At 64.5% G+C, this 14483-nt stretch carries 13 protein-coding genes; 4 read left to right on the top strand and 9 right to left on the bottom strand.

From position 1 onward, the window contains the following. Nucleotides 1-70 precede the first annotated feature (70 nt). Complete coding sequence (locus RHPLAN_RS27065; RefSeq protein WP_068024710.1) at nucleotides 71-1132, bottom strand: dihydrodipicolinate synthase family protein; 1062 nt, start codon at nucleotides 1130-1132, stop codon at nucleotides 71-73. A gap of 80 nt (nucleotides 1133-1212) precedes the next feature. Next, nucleotides 1213-1845, bottom strand: a complete 633-nt coding sequence (locus tag RHPLAN_RS27060) for a TetR/AcrR family transcriptional regulator (protein WP_068024707.1) — start codon at nucleotides 1843-1845, stop codon at nucleotides 1213-1215. Nucleotides 1846-1986: 141 nt separating this feature from the next. On the opposite strand from RHPLAN_RS27060, the gene RHPLAN_RS27055 reads away from it, so the two are divergent. Further along, nucleotides 1987-2997 carry an ABC transporter substrate-binding protein gene (locus tag RHPLAN_RS27055; RefSeq protein ID WP_068024704.1) on the top strand — a complete coding sequence of 337 codons (1011 nt, stop codon included), beginning with the start codon at nucleotides 1987-1989 and terminating at the stop codon, nucleotides 2995-2997. 62 nt (nucleotides 2998-3059) lie between these two features. Here the strand turns inward: RHPLAN_RS27055 and RHPLAN_RS27050 are convergent, their stop codons facing one another. Together RHPLAN_RS27050 and RHPLAN_RS27045 are read right to left on the bottom strand one after the other, a co-directional pair. Next, nucleotides 3060-3926: a GNAT family N-acetyltransferase gene (locus tag RHPLAN_RS27050; protein WP_068024701.1), complete on the bottom strand. Its 867-nt coding sequence runs from the start codon at nucleotides 3924-3926 to the stop codon at nucleotides 3060-3062. Beyond that, nucleotides 3913-4965 carry an NAD-dependent epimerase/dehydratase family protein gene (locus RHPLAN_RS27045; RefSeq protein WP_068024698.1) on the bottom strand — a complete coding sequence of 351 codons (1053 nt, stop codon included), beginning with the start codon at nucleotides 4963-4965 and terminating at the stop codon, nucleotides 3913-3915. Before RHPLAN_RS27045 ends, RHPLAN_RS27050 begins: the two co-directional genes overlap by 14 nt. Nucleotides 4966-5064: 99 nt before the next feature. Between RHPLAN_RS27045 and RHPLAN_RS27040 the strand changes: the two genes are divergently transcribed. Beyond that, entirely contained in the window at nucleotides 5065-6081 is a 1017-nt protein-coding gene (locus RHPLAN_RS27040; protein ID WP_068024696.1) for a cobalamin-independent methionine synthase II family protein, read from the top strand. Between the two features lie 110 nt (nucleotides 6082-6191). On the opposite strand, the gene RHPLAN_RS27035 is transcribed toward RHPLAN_RS27040, so the two are convergent. From RHPLAN_RS27035 to RHPLAN_RS40255, 3 genes are read right to left on the bottom strand one after another with little or no spacing between them, the layout of a single operon-like run. After that, entirely contained in the window at nucleotides 6192-7160 is a 969-nt protein-coding gene (locus RHPLAN_RS27035; RefSeq protein ID WP_068024693.1) for an amidohydrolase family protein, read from the bottom strand. 5 nt (nucleotides 7161-7165) lie between these two features. Beyond that, nucleotides 7166-8443, bottom strand: coding sequence for a flavin-dependent oxidoreductase (locus tag RHPLAN_RS27030; protein ID WP_068024691.1), 1278 nt, complete (start codon nucleotides 8441-8443; stop codon nucleotides 7166-7168). A 28-nt stretch (nucleotides 8444-8471) separates the two neighbouring features. Next, on the bottom strand, nucleotides 8472-8879 hold the full coding sequence (locus tag RHPLAN_RS40255) for a MarR family winged helix-turn-helix transcriptional regulator (protein ID WP_198164514.1): 408 nt from the start codon (nucleotides 8877-8879) through the stop codon (nucleotides 8472-8474). 34 nt (nucleotides 8880-8913) lie between these two features. Between RHPLAN_RS40255 and RHPLAN_RS27020 the strand changes: the two genes are divergently transcribed. Beyond that, complete coding sequence (locus tag RHPLAN_RS27020; protein ID WP_198164513.1) at nucleotides 8914-10038, top strand: Bug family tripartite tricarboxylate transporter substrate binding protein; 1125 nt, start codon at nucleotides 8914-8916, stop codon at nucleotides 10036-10038. Nucleotides 10039-10130: 92 nt separating this feature from the next. Here RHPLAN_RS27020 and RHPLAN_RS27015 read toward each other — a convergent pair whose 3' ends face one another. Next, a complete protein-coding gene (locus RHPLAN_RS27015) occupies nucleotides 10131-11543 on the bottom strand; it encodes a mannose-1-phosphate guanylyltransferase/mannose-6-phosphate isomerase (protein ID WP_068024683.1) in 1413 nt (470 codons plus the stop codon). A gap of 97 nt (nucleotides 11544-11640) precedes the next feature. Here RHPLAN_RS27015 and murJ point away from each other — a divergent pair, with 97 nt between their 5' ends. Next, nucleotides 11641-13194, top strand: coding sequence for a murein biosynthesis integral membrane protein MurJ (gene murJ / locus RHPLAN_RS27010; protein WP_068024681.1), 1554 nt, complete (start codon nucleotides 11641-11643; stop codon nucleotides 13192-13194). A 3-nt stretch (nucleotides 13195-13197) separates the two neighbouring features. Here murJ and RHPLAN_RS27005 read toward each other — a convergent pair whose 3' ends face one another. After that, on the bottom strand, nucleotides 13198-14466 hold the full coding sequence (locus RHPLAN_RS27005; RefSeq protein ID WP_198164512.1) for a class I SAM-dependent methyltransferase: 1269 nt from the start codon (nucleotides 14464-14466) through the stop codon (nucleotides 13198-13200). Nucleotides 14467-14483 lie beyond the last annotated feature (17 nt).

The following is a 14483-nucleotide window of genomic DNA, read 5'->3' as shown; positions in this document are numbered from 1 at the left end:
GCTCGCAACAGGCTAACGATGGCGCGACTGTACGCCATGCCTTTCGGCGCGGCCAGTTCATGATGCCGCATCATGCGAGCCACCGCTGCAGGTTCTGCTGCACGAAGGCATCGTCGTTGAGGTGCGGATAGGCGGCACAAACCCGGTCGAGCTCTTCTTTCTGTCCAGGCCCCAGGGTTTCCGCCGGGTCGAGGCACCAGATGCCCTCCAGCAGGCCCTGGCGCCGCAGGATCTCGTGGCATCCGGCGATGACGCCATGGAAGTTGTTGGCGACGTCGAAGATCGCGGCGTTGCAATCGGTCACCTGCGCGTCGAGAGCCAGCAGGTCGGCCGGCACGACTCCTGACGCCACGGCCGCATGCGCCTGGTGCAATAGCTCCACCGCCTTGCTGACCCAGACGCTCCAGTGGCCAAGGAGCCCGCCCTTGATACGGACCGTTGTGATGCCGCCCTTGTGCGGAATGGCGTAAGGCGTCACCAGGTCCGGCACGATGTGGTCGTCATTGCCGGTGTAGAGCGTGACGCGATCGGTTGCGCCGGCTTCGACCACGCCGCGCACCACATCGAGCGTGCGATAGCGGTTGAACGGCGCCATCTTGATCGCCACCACGTTCTCGATCTCGGCAAAGCGCCGCCAGAATGACGTCGGCAGCAGGATGCCGCCGACGGCCGGCTGAAGGTAAAAGCCGATCAGGGGAATTTCGCCGGCGACCGCCTTGGCATGGGCGATCAGTTCGTCCTCGTTCGCGCCCTTCATGGCGGCGAGCGAAAAGAGGCCGGCATGATAGCCAAGCCCGCGCGCGACCTGGGCCTCCTGCACGGCCTGTGCGGTCCTGCCGACCAAGCCTGCGATCATCACGACGGGCCGGCGCGCCCACTCGGCCTGTTCATTCATCGCAAGCTGCAGCACCGGCTGATAAAGCCCGGCCTCACGGATGGCGAACTGTGTGGTGTGGACGCCGACCGCAAGCCCGCCGGCGCCGGCATCGAGATAGTAGCGCGACAACGCGCGCTGACGGCGCGGGTCGAGCTTGCGCTGCGCATCGAGCGCAAGCGGGTGGGCCGGGATGACGACGCCTTGCCGCAGCGTCGTCAGCACCTCGGCGGGCCAGTCAGTGAAGCGCAAACCCATCGGCCGATCTCAAGTAACCATCCGGTTACGACGCCCTAGAGTGGCAGCGATAAGGGATTGCGTCAACGCAACGCGCACGCTCATGCCCGGATGGCGTTGAGGATCGTCTCGACGTGGTGCCGTTTGCGCCGTCGGCAGGCCGCGTCGGTGCCAAGCTGCCGGCCGAAGATCTCCGACAGCGTCCAGTTGTTGGAGAAATAGAAATAGGACAGCGAGGCGATGCTGACGTAGAGCTCGACGGGATCGAGGCCGCTCCTGAACAGGCCTTTGGCAACGCCCCGCTTGAGGATGTCGCCGATCATGCGAACGAACGGGCTGTGCATTTTGCGCACTTTTTTCGACTGGCGCAGATATCGCGCGCGATGCAGGTTTTCGGTGTTGAGCAGGCTGATCAGCTCGGGATGCTCGCGGCAATAATCGAAGTTGAACTCGATCAGCCGCGTGATGGCCGCTTCCGGCGGCAGGTCGGTCAGTTCCAGCGTGCGTTCGCTGCCGCGCAGCCGTTCGTAGACGCGCTCCAGCACGGCGAGGTAGAGGCCCTGTTTGTCGCCGAAATAGTGGTAGATCATGCGCTTGTTGGCGCGCGAGCGGCGGGCGATGGCGTCGACGCGTCCGCCGGACAGGCCCTTGCGCGAAAATTCATCCTGCGCCGCAACAAGGATGGCCTCGCGGGTGCGGACCGGGTCGCGACGTTGACCGTTTTGCCGCGGCATCTTGGTTCGTTGTCGCATCTCGCTGCCGTTGACAGGCCCGCGCGGCGAACCCTATCGTTTCAGGTAACCACGCAGTTACCACGGACCTTTGCCATCCGTCGAGGCTTGGCGATCGGTCGCAAAGCGTTACGGGAGGTCAGCATGAAAATCTGGAAACTCGCATTGGCGGCCGGCGCGGGGCTTGCTCTGAGCGCTTCGACGGCGTCCGCTGAAAAACTCACCTTCACGCTCAACTGGGTCGCCGGCGGCGACCATGCGCCGTATTTCTATGCGCAGAAGATGGGGTGGTACAAAGACGCCGGCGTCGATGTCACCTTCGAGACCGGCCGCGGCTCGGCGGCCTCGGCGCAGAAGGTCGCGGCCGGCGCCTCGCAACTCGGCCTCTCCGATATGGCCGGCGTGCTGCTGTTCCGCGGCAAAGGCCTGGACCTCGTCGGCCTGATGAACGTCTACGCCAACTCGCCACAGGGCCTCTACTGGCTCAAGAGCTCCGGCATCAAGTCGGTCAAGGACCTCGCCGGCAAGAAGATCGGCAATCCGGCCGGCGACGGCGCCCGCACCATGTGGCCGGCGCTCGCCAAGAAGGTCGGCATCGACCCGAATTCCGTCACCTGGGTGAACATCGACGCCAACGCCAAACTCGGCGCGCTCAAGGCGCACACCATCGACGCGACCACCTCGTTCTTCAACATTCATCATGTGTTCGCCCGCGAGCTGGGCAGCGACATGGGATTCCTCGCCTGGAAGGATGACGGCGTAAACCCCTACGGCAATTCGATCATTGCCAACGGGGCGTGGCTCAAGGGCAATCGCGATCAGGCGGCGAAGTTCATCAAGGTCACGCAAAAGGCGTTCCACGATTGCGCGGTGACCCCGGAGCCCTGCGTGAAGGCTCTGGTTGAAGCCAACAGCGGGCTGCTCTACGACAACGAACTGACCAACTGGCACCTCGTATCCATCCTGATGAACGACGAGACCTCGCGCACCGTCGCGCTCGGCTGGCACGACGACAAGCGAATGGCGGATGACTACAAGCTGGTCGATGAATATCTCCACATGGAGAAGCCGTACGACATCAAGACGGCCTATACGAACGAGTTCCTCGACAAGAATGTGAAGATGCCGCCGATCCATCCGCCGAAGCTCTACTGAACGCGGCGAGTCGGGAGTTTGCTGGGGCCGGCTGCAATGCAGCCGGCCTTTTTGCTTATGCTCTAACCGATCTCCGGTCCGGCCACCGCGAACGTCCGCGCCGGATCGTCGAATCCTTGCGACCGGCCCAGCAGCATCCGCGTCAGCGGCCGCTGCGCCGTGAAGCCGCAGGCGGCGAGCGCGCGGCCGACGGCCGTCTTCGCATCGGCGAGATCGACGAAGACCGGCCCCGAGAGGGCGGGCAACGCTTCCGCCAGCAGCGCCAGCGCCGCCGCGTCGTCCTCGGCAACAATCGGTCCGATCTGCGAGGCGCTGCGGCCATCGCGGCCGAGCGAGAAGCCGACGATCCGGCCGTGCCGCTCGGCGATCAGTTCCGCCGCCGGAAGTCGTCCACGCATCCGCCCCAGCAGCGCGCTGCGGTTGGCGCCGAAGGCCGCGGAGTCATAGGCGCAGAGCGAAGTCCAATCCGCGTTGGTGATGGGGCGGACGCGCGTGCCATCGTTGGGGACTGCGATCGCCGCTTCCGATAGCGCGGCCTGTCGCACGAGCCGCCGATAACTCCAGGTCTCTTGGAAACCCAAACCGCGGTAAAGCGGCTGGCCCGCCGGCGTTGCGTCGAGCACGGGAATGCAGCCCCGCGATTTCAATTGCTCGATGCAGCGCTTCAGCAATCGGGTGCCAAGCCCGTGGCGGCGATATTCGCCGTTGACCAGCACCAGGCTGATCCAGGCAAATTCGCCGTAGGGCAAGGTCGCGGCAGTCGCCACCACGCGGGCGCCAACACGCGCCGCATGGATCGTGCCGAGCGCAAGGAATATCTCCCAGTCCGCCGGGACTTGGTTCCAGCCGGCCTCGCGCACCAGCGCCTCGGCGTCGGGCCGTTCCGCCGCTGAAAGCGGCGCGTCGATGATCGGTTCAGTATGTGCCATCGCGGGTATCGAAGTGAGTGTCCTTGCCGAGGCTCGGCATGCCGCGAGCGACCCAATCCGCGACCCAGCCGATCATCCGGTCAAGCGGCACGCGCGGCTCGCCCATCAGCCGGTTCTGCTCGGAGACGTTCATCACCCAGGCGTCGGATGCCTCGGTGCCGTTCAGCACAGGCGCCTTGCCGAGCCGTTTTCCCAACGCCTCGGCGATGGCGCGAACGCTCGTCGGCGGGCAACTGACATTGAGCGGGCTGGTCGGCGTGGTGCAATGGGCGAGCGCGCGCAACGTGTATTCGTTGGCATCGCCCTGCCAGATCACGTTGACATGCCCCATGGCGAGGTCGATCGGCTGCCCGGCATGAATGCGGGAGGCGATGTCGAACAGCACGCCGTAGCGCATGTCGATCGCATAGCTCAGCCGGATCAGGCGGCCGGGGGTGCCATGCTTCCGCGAGAAATACTGGAACATCGCCTCGCGGGCGACGCAGGAATAAGCGTAGATGCCGGGCGGCGGCACCGCGGGTGTTTGCTCGGTGGCGCCGCCGGTGGTGACGCTCACATACGGATACACGCAGGCGGTGGAGTAGGCGACGATGCGTGAGCCCGCATAGGCTTCGGCGACGAGGGCAGGGACGTGCGAGTTCATCGCCCACGTCAAATCCCCCGCGCCGGTCGAGCCGAACTTGCGCCCGGCCATGAACACCACGTTCGGTAGCTTCGGCAGCTTGTCGATCTGCGCGCGGTCGAGCAGATCGGCCTCGATGCATTCGATTCCCCATCCGGTCAGCCGCTCGCGCAGTCCTTTTTCACTGAAGCGCGCGACGCCGACCACGCGCTTGCCTGGCGCTGCGCGCTTGGCGAGCCGCGCCAGCGTCGGCCCGATCTTGCCGCCGACACCGAGGACGATGATGTCGCCCGGAATCTTCTTCATGTCGGCGACCAGGGCCGCTGACGGCGCGCTCATTATGTCTTCGAGGTGATCGACATCGCGAAAGCGATCCGGCAAGGCGTCGGCGGTGGATGCGGTCGTGGCGGGCGGCATGGCGATCCTTGTTCGACGCTGGCCAGAAAGTCAGAGCAGGGCTATAAGTAACCAGTTGGATACTAATGGCGCGACCGCCGCACAACAAGGACTTCTCGAATGACGACGCCCCGTATCAAGACCACCGTCGTGGGCTCCTATCCGATGCCGGACTGGCTGCTGGCGTTGCCGTCGGAGCAGGCGTTGCTCGATGCGACGCGCGTCGTGATCCACACGCAGGAGCAGGCCGGCATCGATCTCGTTTGCGACGGCGAATTCTCTCGCTTCGACGTCAACCATCCCGAGACCAACGGCATGATCGAATACTTCGTGCGGCCGATGGCCGGCATGCGCACGGCGATCACCTTCGACGAGCTCGTGGCCTACCGCTCGCAGCGCGGCATGGGCTTCCGCACCCGGCCGCCGGCCGTGGTGGACGGCAAGGTCGGGCCCGGCACGCTCGATCTGCCGCTCGCTTGCGCGCAGGGCAAGCGGCTCGCCTCGAAGCCGTTCAAGTTCACGCTGACCGGGCCGCACATGCTGGCGAAAAGCGTGATCGACAAGCACTACGGCAATGTGCCCGATCTTGCGATGGCAATCGCCGACGCGCTGGCGGCTCAGGTCGCGCATCTCGATGCCGACGTGGTGCAGATCGACGAGGCCAACATTCCGGGTGCGCCTGACGAGTGGGAATGGGCGGCCGCGTCGATGAACCGGGTGCTGGATGCCGTGAAGGGCGTTCCTGCAATCCACCTCTGCTTCGGCAACTACGGCGGCCAGTCGATTCAGAAGGGAAGCTGGGACAAGCTGATCAATTATCTCAACGCGCTCCACGTCGACCATATTGTCATGGAGACGGCGCACCGGCCAGCGGAGGAGTTGGCGGCATTCCGCGGTTTGCGGCCGGAGATCGGGTTTGGGCTTGGCGTCATCGACGTCAAATCCACGGTGATCGAATCCGCCGACGCCATTGCGCGCAGCATCGAGCGCGCCGAAAATCTCCTGGGCCGTGACCGTGTGCGCTACATCCATCCCGATTGCGGCTTCTGGATGCTGAAGCGCAACATCGCCGACGGCAAGATTCGCGCCTTGGCTCGGGGACGCGATCTCTACGAAGGCCGCGCCGCCGGGAAGTAGATCAAGCCAGGTACCCGACCGCCTTCAGACGCATGGAGCCTTCTGGCCCTGGCCGGCTCCCAGAGTCCTGCGCGCTTTTCAAAGTGTTGATGCACCGACGGCCCGCATCCCTAGGCGGCCCGAGTTAATAGGCGCATGGCGTTACCGCCCATGACAGACTTGAAGTCGTCGTCGGGGAGCCCAAGCTGCTCGACATGCGACGGGCCTGCGTCGATGAAGGGATCGTCGGTGCCGAACAGGATTTGACTCGGGGCCACGGACTGCAATGCGAACTGAAGCGCCGCTTTGCCGAACGAGGTCGTGTCGTAGAACAGCTTTGCGGCGTATTCGCTGGGCAGGCGGGAAATGTGCTTGCGGCAATCCGGGAACAGCCGGTAGCCGTTGTCGAGGCGCTCAAGGATCATCAACAGGGCGCCGCCACTGTGCGCCATGATGTAGGGGAAATTCGGATAGCGCTCGAAAATGCCCGAATAGATCAGACGCGTCGCCACCAGCGTCGTATCGAAGATCAGACCGACGCGGAGCGGCAGCTCGTAGCCGCGAAGATTAGTGGTGTCGGGGAACATGGGGTGCTCGAACACCGGCAGCCGGAGCTTATCGATCTTGCGCCAGAGCGGTTCGTATTGTGGTTCGTCCAGGGCTGCGCCGTCGATATTGGAGCCGATGGCGACGCCCTTCATGCCGAGTTCGCCGATGCAGCGGTCGAGCTCGTGAAGCGAAGCATCGACGTTCTTCAACGGCAAGCTCGCAAGGCCTGTGAAGCGATCCGGATGCTGCCGGCAAATCCGGGCCAGCGCGTCGTTGATGTCGCGCGTCACGCCGATCTGCGCTTTCTCGTCCCAGAGGTAAACACTCGGCGTGCTGAGCGAGAGCACACGGACATCGATCTTCTTGCGGTCCATCTGACGAAGCCGTTCGTCGATGTCGAACATGTCGTCGCGCGACCACGCGACCGTATAGCCGTTGTGTCGGAACAGCGTCTTGCCGTCGGCGGTCTTCTCCGTCTCCAGCCTGAGCGTGCTGCCGAGTCGATCGATGTAAGTCCGGTCTACGATGTGAGCGTGGATGTCGATCTTCATGGAATCTACGCGTGTTGTCCGACGTGCTGCGGGACGTCGAACGACGGCCGGCGGTTGAGCTGTTCCGGATCGAAGCCGGCGTCGGCTTTGAACGAGCGTGAGATCTCTTCGAGTTCGCTTCGCGGAATGACATCCTCGATACGGTTGAAGCCGTTCGGCGCCCGCTCTTCGGCCATCTCCATGATGATGGAGGGTCCGAACTGCCGGTTGCGGAGAACCATGGCCTTCATCGGTGCGAGCCGCCGGGCCTGGTACTGTTCGAGACCCTCTTCCGGGCTTCGCGTCGTGCCAAGAGCATGGGCGAGGACGCGGGCATCGACGATCGCTTGGCTGCCCGCCTGGGAGCCGACCGGCCGCATCGGATGAGCCGCGTCGCCCAGCAACGTCACGCGGCCGAACGTCCAGCGCGGCCGCGGTTCGCGGTCGTCCTTGGGGTATTCGTAAATCTCTTCCGTCCTGGCGATCAGGTCGGCGAACGGAATCCAATCGAAATTCCAATCCTTGAAGTGCTCGAAAAAGCGTTCCTTCGGCGCGCGCCGATCCCATGTCCCGGGCACATCCGAGGCGGCTTGCTTGCCAAGCACGGTGATCCAATTGATCAGAGATCGGCCGGTTGCCGCGACCTTGCGGCTGATGGGGTAGATCACAGCACGCCTCTGGCTGCTGCCAATCGTCACGTGGCTGCGGCCGTCGAGGAATGGCTCGGCCTCGATCACGCCGCGCCACTGGATGCGGCCGCTCGAAACCGGCCCGCCTTCATCGGGGTAGAGTTGCGAGCGCACGGCGGAATGGATGCCGTCGCAGCCAATCAGCACGTCACCCTTGCGAGACGGCAGGCTGCCCGTGTTCGCCCGATCGACGAAATGAGCCTCCACGCCTTCCGCCGTCTGGACGAAATGGCTGAAGCGGTGTCCGGTGTGAATCTTCTCGGAGCCGATGCGCGAACAAGCGGCGGCGTAGAGGATCAGGTGCAGGTCGCCCCGGTCGATCGAATACTGCGGCCAGCGATAACCTGCCGCGATGCCGCGCGGTTCGGACCAGATCAGTTGGCCGAGCTTGTTGTAGTAGGAGAGGGCCGCGGTTTCGATCGCCACTCGAGCCAGTTCGTCGCCGAGGCCGAGCTCGATCAATTCGCGTACGGCGTTCGGCTGCAGATTGATCCCGACGCCGAGCGCTTCGATCCTTGGGACCTGTTCGAACACCTCGACGTCGATGCCTGTGGCGTGCAGGCTCAACGCCGTCGTGAGACCTCCGATACCGCCGCCGATCACAAGAGCCTTCATCACTCACCCTCAGAGGTTACACAGTCTGCTAAGTCGCCGGCGCGCGGTACCCGTCGATATCGTTCTGCAGCTTGCCGAGCAGCCGCAACAGCGTCGCCCGTTCGGCGTCCGTCAGCGATCCAGACATCCGGCGTTCGGCTTCCAATGCGATCGGCGAAATTCGCTGGTAAATGGCCTGTCCTCGGCGTGACAACGTCAGCACGTTCAAGCGGCGATCGATGTTCGAAACACCGGCGATGATCAAGCCCGCGGCCGCAAGGCGAGTGACGGCGCGGTTGACCTGAGCCTTGTCCATCGCCGTCCGAGCGCAGATGTCGCCGGACGAGCACGTCCGGATTTCCGCCAGATGCGCCATGACACGCCACTCCGGAATGGAGATGCCGAACTCATCCTCATATTTGCGGGCCAGCTCTGCGCTCATCTCCCGCGCGACCACCGCCAGCCGATATGGAATGAAGTTCTCCAGGCTGATGCCGGTCGCGTCGGCGGCCGGTGCGTGTCGCTTTGTCGCTGGTGCCGATGCGGGCATTGACGGGCTCCTAGTCGTTTCATATGAAACGATACAAAATCGGCTGTCAACAATGCCGGCGGCGACAGGGAGGATCAAAATGTCGAGGGGCCGAAATTCGGCAGTTGGCGGCGTTGCCGTCGCGTTGACCCTGGCCGTCTGCGCCGTGCCGGCGGCCGACGCGCAGCAATACCCCGCCCAGCCGATTACGTTCGTGGTCAGCACCACGCCGGGCGCGTCGCCGGACATCGTCGCCCGTCTGTTCGCGCATCATCTGGGCGAGTCGCTGAGGCAGACGGTCGTCGTCGAAAACCGCGGAGGCGCGAACGGCCAGATCGCCGTCGGCGCAGTCGCCCGCGCGCCCGCCGATGGCTACACCTTTCTGGTCACCACGGCGGCAACCTTGACCACCAATCCTTCGCTCTATCCCAAGACCGGAGCGCTCGCGGTGACCGGGCTGAAGCCCGTGACCAAGCTCGTTGATCTCGACTTCGTCGTCACCGCGCGGCCGTCGCTGAACATCGCGAACGTACAGGACCTCATCGCGCGTGCGAAAGCTGAGCCAGGTAAGCTGATCGCGGCGACGACGGCGCTCGGCAGCGCCGCTTACCTGACTGCTGAGTTGTTCAAGGAATCCGCCGGCATCGATTTTCTGACCGTCGCCCACAATGGTGGAGGTCAAGCGGTCAATGCGGTGCTCGGCAATCAGGCCGATCTTCTGTTCGAGACGATCGCACTGTCGGCGCCGCTGATCGAAGGGGGCAAGCTCGTTCCGCTTGCCGTCACCAGCAACAGACGCAGCGAGTTCCTGCCGAATGTGCCGACAGCCGAAGAGGCCGGTGTCGCGGGATTCGTTGTCAGTGGATGGGTGGCGGTCGCTGCACCCAAGGACACGCCCGACGCCATCGTCAAAACCGTGCAGTCAGCGTTGCGTCAAGCGGGCGAGCGAGACGCCTTGAAAAAGAGCCTTGCCAACCTGAAGGCACACGCCGTCCTCAATTCGCCCGAAGATTTCGCCGCTTTGCTGCAGCGGGAACGCGCGATGTGGGATCGCGTGATCAAGAAGGCGGCCATCTCGCTCGAATAGTCCACTGGCAACGGGCGGCCCCGAAGGGGGCGGGTTGGCGCACGCCGCTTGCAACGTTTCGGACGACTGTATCGCAGCTGACCTGATGCGAACTACGTCCGCTTGTAGACGTCCTCGATGCGGATGATGTCGTCCTCGCCGAGATAGCTGCCGGTCTGCACCTCGATCAGCTCCAGCGGGATCTTGCCGCGATTGGCAAGACGATGGACGCGGCCGATCGGGATGTAGATCGACTCGTTTTCGTGCACGGACTTCACGTCCTGCTCGATCGTGACCTCGGCGGTGCCGCGCACCACCACCCAGTGTTCGGAGCGGTGGTGGTGCTTCTGCAGCGAGAGCGTTCCGCCAGGCTGCACCACGATGCGCTTGACCTGGAAGCGCTCGCCGGCATCGACCGAGTCGTAATAGCCCCAAGGCCGGTGGACGCGGCGGTGGTCGGTCGCTTCGGGGCGTTTGGCGGCCTTGAGCTTGGCGACGAGCTCTCGCACCTCCTGGGCGCGGCTGCGCGGCATCACCAGGACAGCGTCGGGCGTCGTCACCACGACAAGATCGTCAGCGCCGAGCACGGCGGTCAGCCGGTCAGCGGAGTGGATCACGCAGTTGTGGGCGTCGGCGGTCACCACCGTGCCGTGGACAGCATTGCCAGCCTTGTCGCGCGCGGCGACGTCGAGGATCGCGTCCCACGAGCCGATGTCGGACCAGGCGAAGTTTCCGGCCACGACGGCGGCGCGATCGGTCTTTTCCATCACCGCGTAGTCGATGGATTTCTGCGGCGCACTGCCGAAGGCTTCGGGATCAAGCCGCAGGAAGCCCAGATCGGTGACGGCCTTTGCCACCGCACGCTCGGCGGCCGCGGCGATGGCCGGCTCAAAGCGCTGTAACTCGTTGAGCAGAGCGTCGGCCCGGAACAGGAAGTTGCCCGAGTTCCAGAGATAGCCTTCGGCGACATAGCGGCCTGCGGTCTCGGCATTGGGCTTCTCGACGAAGGCCTCGACGGCGGACACCTCGGTGCCGTTGATGCTCGGACCGCGGCGGATATAGCCGTAGCTCGTCTTGGGCGCGTTCGGCGTGATGCCGAAGGTCACGATACGGCCGTCTTGCGCAGCCTTGAGGCCGGCGACGCAGGTCGCGCGGAATTCCTCGACATCGGTGATGACGTGGTCGGCGGCGAGAGCCAGCACCACGGCCTCGGGCTCGCGGCTTTTGGCGAGCGCCGCCGCGGCCGCCAGCGCGGGCGCGGAATCGCGCCGCATCGGCTCGATCACCACGGTCACCTCAATCCCCAATTCCTCGGCCTGGCGCTTGGCGAAGAACCGGAAATCCGAGCCGGTGACGACGATCGGCGCTGCAAACAGCTTGTCGTCCGCCACCCGCAGCAGCGTCTCCTGATAGGTCGAGCGCTCGCCGACCAGCGGCAAAAACTGCTTCGGCAGCGCGTCGCGAGACACCGGCCACAATCGGGTGCCGGCGCCGCCGGCCAAAAGAACGGGGACGATCTTGCTCATGCGGCGGCACTATTCCAAAAACCATCGGCGATAGCCAGACTTTCGCCGCCGGTCTGCTAGAGGTTGTCCGGCGATTAACCAGACCGGCCGAAGGCGCATGATCGATCGAATTCTGACCGTAGGCGGCATAACGCTCCTGTCTCGCGTGACCGGCTTCATGCGCGACATCATCCTGGCGGCCGTGCTGGGCGCGGGCCCGGTGGCGGACGCGTTCTTCGTGGCGCTGCGGCTGCCGAACCATTTCCGCGCGATCTTCGCCGAAGGCGCGTTCAACGCGGCCTTCATCCCGGCCTACGCCCGGGTGCGCGGGTCGAGCGGGGAGGCCGCCGTGCGGCTGTTCGCCGACCGGGTGTTCGTGCTGTTGCTCGCGAGCCAGGTCGTCCTGCTGGGCGTGGCGCTGCTGTTTACGCCTGTGGTGATCGGCCTGCTGGCGCCGGGATTCAGCAAGGACCCCGGGCGCTTCACGCTCGCGGTCGATCTGACCCGCATCACGTTTCCCTACCTTCTTCTGGTCAGCCTTGTGACGCTCTATGGCGGCATTCTCAATGCGCTCGACCGCTTTGCGGCAGCCGCCGCCGCGCCGATCCTGCTGAACCTGTCGATGATGATGACGCTCGCCCTCGCGGCGTTCTTTCCGAGCGCGGGTCATGCGGCAGCATGGGGCGTGCTCCTCGCAGGCATTCTGGAGTTTCTGCTGGTGGCGGGCGACGCCGCACGGAACGGCGTGCTGCCGCGATTTGCCTGGCCGAAGCTCGATGGTGAGGTCTTGGTCTTCCTCAAGCGCTTCGGCCCGGCGACCATCGGCTCGGCCGGTACCCAGATTGCGCTGTTTGCCGATACCATCATCGCGAGCTTTCTCGCGGCCGGTGCGCTGTCGGCGCTGTATTACGCCGACCGATTGAATCAGCTCCCCATCGGCGTCATCGGCATTGCGGTCGGCACCGTGCTGCTGCCCGAGATGTCGCGGCGGATCACCGCCGGCGACGAGGAGGGTGCCAAGCACGCGCAGAACCGCGCCGTCGAATTCGCGCTGGTGCTGTCGGTGCCGTGCCTGGTCGCATTCGTCATGGTGCCGGACCTGATCATGCGCGGGCTGTTCAGCCGTGGCGCGTTCACCGCCGCCGACGCGCACGCCGCCGGCGCCACGCTTGCGGTCTATGCGATCGGACTCCTTCCGTTCGTCCTGACGCGCAACGCCTCGACCACATTCTTGGCGCGAGGCGACACTGCGACGCCGGTCAAAGCGCTGTTCGCTGGCGTGACGGTGAACGTCATTCTGAAGGTTTTGCTGATGGGGCCTTACGCGCAGGTCGGGTTGGCCTTCGCCACCTCGGTCGGCGCCTGGATTAACGTCGGCCTGCTGTTCTGGTTTGCGTACAGACAAAATCTCATTTTGCTTGATCGGCGCCTGCGGCAGACCTGCGTCAAGCTCGTCATTGCGGCGGTGGTGCTGGCGACTGCCTTGTGGCTGACCCGTTGGGGCGTCGAACGCATCGTTCCCGAGGGGACTTCGCTGCGCAACGTGATCGTGCTCGTCGTCCTCGTGGCCGTCGGTGGTGTGGTCTATGGCGGCGTGGCCGCCATATTGTTCGGCCAGCAGTTGCTCAGCGCGTTCCGGCGAAAAAAGAGCCCGCCGCCTTCCGGACAATAGCCGTCAGAGCGTCCGAGGCACGGGCAGCGGCGTGATCAGCGTGCCTTTGTAGCCCTTGGCGCGAAGCTTCGGCGCAAGCTCGTCGGCGATGTGCCAGGAGAAGATGATCGCGCATTCCGGCTGGTCGGCGAACATCTGGCTTTCCTCGACCACCGGAATGAGCGTTCCCGGCATGCATTTGCCGATCTTGAGCGAGCCCTGGATCTCGCAGACGTAATCGATGATCGCCTCTTCGAGGCCGACATAGTTCACCAGCGTCGAGGCGCGCGACGGCGCACTGATGCCGACGATGCGGCCACCTTTTTCCTTGATGTCGCGGATAAGCGCATAGAGCCGGAGCTTCGACAGCATCACGTCGTTGCGGAACGCTGCGAGCCGCTTGCGCATCGCGTCGCCGCGCGGCTCGGCGTTGAGCATCTCTCTGACGCTGGCCTGCACCGGGCGCGCGCCCTTGCGCGCCGCATAGACGCGGATCGAGCCGCCATGGGTCGGGATATGACGGGCGTGGAACACTTCGAGCCCGTGCATTTCCAGGAGATGCTTAAGGCTTGCGACCGAGTAGTAGCGCAGGTGCTCGTGATAGATCGTGTCGTATTGCAGCTTGTCGAGCAGGCCGATCAGGTAGTGCGACTCGGAGATGAACACACCGTCGGGCGCGAGCATCTCCAGGATGCCGTCGACGATGGCGTGCACGTCTTCGATGTGCGCGAAGCAATTGGCGGCGGTGATGACCTTGGCCGCGCCATGCTTGGCCTTGACCTCGCGAGCCACGTCTTTGCCAAAGTAGCGCTGGATGGTCGGGATGCCACGCTCGTTGGCGATCTTCGACACGTCGGTCGGCTCGATGCCGAGGATGCGGTGGCCGCCTTTCTGGAAATTCGAGATCAGCGTGCCATCGTTGGAGCCGATGTCGACGACGAAGTCGTCCTTGCCCAGGCCGAGCATCTTGGAGGACTCGGCATAGAGCTCGGCGAAGTTATCGCGCAGCACCTTGGTCATGCCGCTGGTGTAGGGATATTCCGGCGGGAAGATGATCACCGGATCGACCGCAAGGCCGAGCTGCACCAGCTCGCAATTGCCGCAGTAGAGCAGGTTGGTCGGGAACCAGGGCAATTGCCGCTGCACCTCGCCGACCGGCACCATCTGATTGACCGGCGGCATGTAGCCGAGCGACAGCACGGTTTCGAGCTTTTCGCTGCCGCACACCTGGCAGCATTCGACCGGAACGCTTCCGCCGGTGCCGGCGCCACGCGCAATCTTTGTCGGAAACACGGCTGTTTCTCCCTGGA

This window comes from Rhodoplanes sp. Z2-YC6860 (genome assembly GCF_001579845.1).
Classification (GTDB): Bacteria; Pseudomonadota; Alphaproteobacteria; order Rhizobiales; family Xanthobacteraceae; genus Z2-YC6860.
The sequence above is the reverse complement of the archived record's forward strand: the minus strand, read 5'-3'. Positions and strand labels throughout refer to the sequence as shown.

Excerpts from the sequence above, each read along its gene's own strand:
- murJ (WP_068024681.1), top strand. The coding sequence starts at position 11,641 with ATGATCGATCGAATTCTGACCGTAGGCGGCATAACGCTCCTGTCTCGC.
- RHPLAN_RS27020 (WP_198164513.1), top strand. The coding sequence starts at position 8,914 with ATGCCGGTCGCGTCGGCGGCCGGTGCGTGTCGCTTTGTCGCTGGTGCC.
- RHPLAN_RS27060 (WP_068024707.1), bottom strand. The coding sequence starts at position 1,845 with ATGCCGCGGCAAAACGGTCAACGTCGCGACCCGGTCCGCACCCGCGAG.
- RHPLAN_RS27040 (WP_068024696.1), top strand. The coding sequence starts at position 5,065 with ATGACGACGCCCCGTATCAAGACCACCGTCGTGGGCTCCTATCCGATG.
- RHPLAN_RS27030 (WP_068024691.1), bottom strand. The coding sequence starts at position 8,443 with ATGAAGGCTCTTGTGATCGGCGGCGGTATCGGAGGTCTCACGACGGCG.
- RHPLAN_RS27015 (WP_068024683.1), bottom strand. The coding sequence starts at position 11,543 with ATGAGCAAGATCGTCCCCGTTCTTTTGGCCGGCGGCGCCGGCACCCGA.
- RHPLAN_RS27035 (WP_068024693.1), bottom strand. The coding sequence starts at position 7,160 with ATGAAGATCGACATCCACGCTCACATCGTAGACCGGACTTACATCGAT.
- RHPLAN_RS27050 (WP_068024701.1), bottom strand. The coding sequence starts at position 3,926 with ATGGCACATACTGAACCGATCATCGACGCGCCGCTTTCAGCGGCGGAA.
- RHPLAN_RS27065 (WP_068024710.1), bottom strand. The coding sequence starts at position 1,132 with ATGGGTTTGCGCTTCACTGACTGGCCCGCCGAGGTGCTGACGACGCTG.
- RHPLAN_RS27055 (WP_068024704.1), top strand. The coding sequence starts at position 1,987 with ATGAAAATCTGGAAACTCGCATTGGCGGCCGGCGCGGGGCTTGCTCTG.
- RHPLAN_RS27045 (WP_068024698.1), bottom strand. The coding sequence starts at position 4,965 with ATGCCGCCCGCCACGACCGCATCCACCGCCGACGCCTTGCCGGATCGC.